The 4,230-nt window shown below is 75.0% G+C and carries 4 protein-coding genes; all 4 read left to right on the plus strand.

All coding sequences use genetic code 11. From position 1 onward, the window contains the following. The coding region (locus BKE38_RS32655) for a DUF6931 family protein (RefSeq protein WP_076960656.1) at positions 1 to 587 on the plus strand (587 nt) is incomplete at its 5' end. Continuing rightward, the gene (gene tagH / locus BKE38_RS29570; RefSeq protein WP_076960657.1) at positions 578 to 1,963 is read left to right on the plus strand and encodes a type VI secretion system-associated FHA domain protein TagH; all 1,386 of its coding nucleotides are present in this window, start codon (positions 578 to 580) and stop codon (positions 1,961 to 1,963) included. The genes BKE38_RS32655 and tagH, both read left to right, overlap by 10 nt. A gap of 2 nt (positions 1,964 to 1,965) precedes the next feature. Beyond that, positions 1,966 to 3,303, plus strand: coding sequence for a type VI secretion system baseplate subunit TssK (gene tssK, locus BKE38_RS29575; protein ID WP_076960658.1), 1,338 nt, complete (start codon positions 1,966 to 1,968; stop codon positions 3,301 to 3,303). Next, positions 3,300 to 4,230, plus strand: a 931-nt coding sequence (icmH, locus tag BKE38_RS29580; RefSeq protein WP_076960659.1) for a type IVB secretion system protein IcmH/DotU, incomplete at its 3' end; no start/stop codon positions are given. The genes tssK and icmH, both read left to right, overlap by 4 nt.

Consider the following 4,230-nt stretch of genomic DNA (forward strand, 5'->3'; position numbering starts at 1 on the left):
CCCCTGGAAAGCTCAGCGGCGCCGTCGCCCCGCTGCTGCCCTGGCTGGAGCTCGATCCCGCCGGCCAGGCCTGCCTGCGCGGCGCCGCCGACGCGGCCGAGGGGGTGGCGCGGCTGGAGCGGCAGGGGCGCGCCGCCGATGCGGCGCGGCTCGCGGCTTACGCGCTGCCGAAGCGCGAGGCGGTGTGGTGGGCCTGCATGGCCGCCCGCGCCACCCCGCCGCGCGCCCTGGCGCCGCTGGAGGCCGAGGCGCTGCAGGCGGCCGAATCCTGGGTGCGCCGCGCCGACGAGGCGGTGCGCCACCGCTGCATGGCGCTGGCCATGGAATCCGGCTGCCGCGGGCCCGAGGCCTGGGCCGCCGTCGCCGCCTTCTGGTCCGGCCGCTCGATCGCGCCGCCGGGCGCGACGCCCGTCGCGCCGGCAGCCCACCTGACCGGCGTCGCGGTGACCGGCGCCCTGGCCCTGGCCGCGGTTCGCGGCGATGCGGCGCGGGCGGCCGCGCGCTATGAACGTTTTCTCTCGGCGCTGCGCGACATCGCGGCGGGTGGCGCCGGGCGCTTGTCGGTGGAGGAACCCGCATGGAGCTGACCCTTTCCGTCCTCCGCTGCCCCGACAGCGCGGTGCCGGAGACGCGCCAGGCGCGCGGCGATTTCTCCATCGGTCGGGCGCCCGGCAGCGACTGGGTGCTGGCCGATCCGGACCGGGTCCTGTCGAAGAAGCATTGCATGCTGGAGTTCCGTGCCGGCGGCTGGCAGATCCGCGACCTGTCGACCAATGGCTGCTTCCTGAACGGATCCGCGACCCCGGTCGGGCGCGACCGCACCGCGCCGCTGGCCGATGGCGACCGGCTGCGGCTCGGCGCCTGGGAGATCGAGCTGCGCGTCGGCGCCGGGGCAGGGGCCTCGTCGCCGGGCTCCGCCTGGGGCGGCGGCGATCCTTTCGCCGCGGCGCCGGCCGCACCGCAGCCCGCGCCGCCGCTGCCCTTCGGCGGTCCGCCGCCGGGCGCCGCGCTGGACCCGCTGTTCGACCCGATGGGCGCCGCGCCGCCGCCGCGCCGGCCCTTCGGCGAGACCGGCCCCGAGGCGCCCGACCCCTTCGGCGAGGGCGAGGCGCCGATGCCGGACCACCGGCCCTCGGCGCATGACGCCTTCACCCCGCCACCGACGCGCAGCGCCAGCGTGATCCCGGACGACTGGGACCTGGACATGCCGGCCGCGGCGCCGCCCCCGCAGCCGGTTCCGCCGCCCGTGGCTCCTGCGCCGCCGCCGCCGCCGCAGGCCGCGCCGCTGCCCTTCGCCGCGCCCGAGCCGCCGCCGCCACCGGCCCCCATGGCGCCGGCGCCCGTGGCACCGCCGCAGGTCGCCCAGCACGCTCCGGCGCCGCCGGCTCTGGCTGGTGGCGAGGCTGCTGCCCTGGCCGCCTTCCTGCAGGGCGCCGGCCTGCCGCCGCATGCGCTGACCGGGGCCGATGCCGCCGCCGCCCTGCGCGCCGCCGGCGCGGTGACGCGGGCGGCCGTCGCCGGCATCCGCGCCCTGCTGATCGCGCGGGCCGATATCAAGAGAGAATTCCGCATCGAGCAGACCATGCTGCGCGCGGCGGGCAACAACCCGGTGAAGTTCGCGGCCTCCGATCTCGCCGCGCTGCAGGCGTTGCTGAGCAACCCCGAAGGCGGCGCGATGGAGGAGACGGTGGCCGACCTCGCCGCGCATCAGGCGGCGACGCTGGCGGCCACCCAGGCGGCGGCGCGCGCCCTGCTGTCGCGGCTGTCGCCGGCGCCGCTGGAGGCCAGCGACACCGGCGGCGGGCTGATGCCGGGCTCGAAGGAGAAGCGGCTGTGGGAGGCCTACAAGGCCTTGCACCGCCAGACCGTCGCGCAATTCGACGATGATTTCGACAGCGCTTTCGGCAAGGCCTTCGCCCGGGCCTATGAGGATGCGGCACCTGGGCGCGGAGGGCGCGAATAGCCATGGTCTGGACCGACAAGGTCGTCTGGCAGGAAGGCATGTTCCTGCGCGCCCAGCATTTCCAGCAGCAGGACCGCTATCTGGAGCATCTGGTGCAGGCGCGCTCCGCCTCGCTGCGGCCGCACCCTTGGGGCCTCACCGAGCTGTCGCTGGACCGCGACTTGCTGGCGGCGGGGAAGTTCGCGCTGGCCAATGCCGCCGGCGTGCTGGAGGACGGCACGCCCTTCGCCATTCCCGGCACCGCCGACCAGCCGCCGCCGCTCGATCTTCCCGAGGGCACGCGCAACCAGATCGTCTATCTCGCCGCGCCGATCCGCCAGCCAGGCAGCCCCGAGGTCGCCTTCGGGGAAATGCCTGAGCTGTCGGGCGCGCGCTATGGGATGCGCAGCTTCGACGCTTTTGATACCCATTCCGACAGCACCCAGCCGGCGGAACTGCAGGTCGGCCGTCCCCGCCTGCGCTTCCTGCTGGAGAGCGAGGAGCGGGCGGGCTTCACCTGCCTGGGCCTCGCCCGCATCGTCGAGGTGCAGAGCGACCGCCGCGTCATCGTCGACGAGCGCTTCATCCCGCCCTGCCTGCGCGTCTCCGCCTGGCCGGCGATCGGCAACCTGGCGCCGGAGCTGGTCGGCATGCTGGGCCAGCGCGCCGAGGCCCTGGCCGCCCGGCTGTCGCAGCCCGGCGCCCGCGGCGTCGCCGAGGTCGCCGATTTTCTGCTGCTGCAGACGCTGAACCGCTGGCTGCCGTTGCTGGCGCATTGGTCGGATGCCGGCAACATCCACCCCGAAGCGCTGTTCTCGGTGCTGGTGCAGATGGCAGGCGAGCTCGCCACCTTCACCGATCCGGGGCGGCGGGCGCGGCCCTATCCGGCCTATCGGCATGACGACCTGCAGCGGGCTTTTTCTCCCGTGGTCGCCGATCTGCGCCGAGCGCTGTCGATGGTGCTGGAAACCAATGCCGTCGCCATCCCGCTGCAGGAACGCCGCCATGGCGTGCGCGTCGGCCCGCTGATGGACCGCAGCATCCTGCGCGCCAGCCAGTTCGTGCTGACCGTGCAGGCGGAAGTCCCTGGCGAGCAGCTGCGCCGCCTCTTCCCGAACCAGGTCAAGATCGGCGCCGTCGAGCATATCCGCGAGCTGGTCAATGTCGCGCTGCCCGGCATCGCGGTTCGCCCGCTGCCGGTGGCGCCGCGGCAGATCCCCTTCAATGCCGGCGCGACCTATTTCGAGCTCGACCGCGGCAGCCCGCACTGGCAGCAGATGCAGGCCTCGGGCGGCTTCGCCATCCATGTCTCGGGTGAATTCCCCGGGCTGCAGATGGAGCTCTGGGCGATCCGCGGATGAGCGACAATCCTTTCTCCGAACCGGAAGACGAGGCCGACCGCACCATCATCCGCGGCCCGCAGCCACGGGCCCCCCAGCAGCGCACGGGCGCGCCCGCCGCGCCGGCGCTGCCCTTCGCCGCGCCGGGCGCCCCCGCCATGGCAGCCCCCGCCAGCGCCGTGGCGCGGGAGATCGAGGCGCTGCCGCGCACCGGCATCTCGCCCCTGGCCGCCGCCGCCGCGCCGCTGCTGGAGCTGCTGGCCCAGCTGACCCAGGCCACCCATGTCGCCGACCCGGAGGCGCTGCGCCAGGGCGCCATCCGCGCGCTGCGGCAATTCGAGGCCGAGGCGCGCTCTGGCGACACCAGCCCCGACCAGCTGCGCGCCGCGCATTACGCGCTGTGCGCGGCGCTGGACGACGTGGCGCTGGCCACCCCCTGGGGCCCGCCGAGCCATTGGGGCGCGCAGTCGCTGGTCTCGTCCTTCCACCAGGAAGTGCGGTCGGGCGAGCGCTTCTTCGATCTGCTCTCCGGCATGCAGCGCGATCCGGGACGCTACCGGCATGCGCTGGAAGTGGCCTATCTGACGCTCGCCTTGGGCATGCAGGGCCGCTACCGCCTGGCGCGGGGCGGCGGCATGGAGCTCGACCGCATCCGCGAGGGGCTCTACCAGCTGCTCGCCCAGCTGCGCGGCCCGTTCGAGCGGGAGCTGTCGCCGCATTGGCGGGGCGTCACCGCGCCGCACAGCCCGGCGCGGCGCAGCGTGCCGGCCTGGGTGGCGCTGCCGGTGGCGCTGGCCCTGCTCGGCTTCGGTTATCTTTTTCTCAGTTTCGACCTGAACGCGCGGTCCGACGATCTCTTCGCCCGGCTCGCAGGATTGCCGCCCGGGAAGCCACCGGAGATCGCCCGCAGCGCCCCCCCGGTGCCGCCGGCGCCACCCCCGCCGCCAC

It is taken from the genome of Teichococcus deserti (assembly GCF_001982615.1).
GTDB classification, from domain to species: domain Bacteria; phylum Pseudomonadota; class Alphaproteobacteria; order Acetobacterales; family Acetobacteraceae; genus Pseudoroseomonas; species Pseudoroseomonas deserti.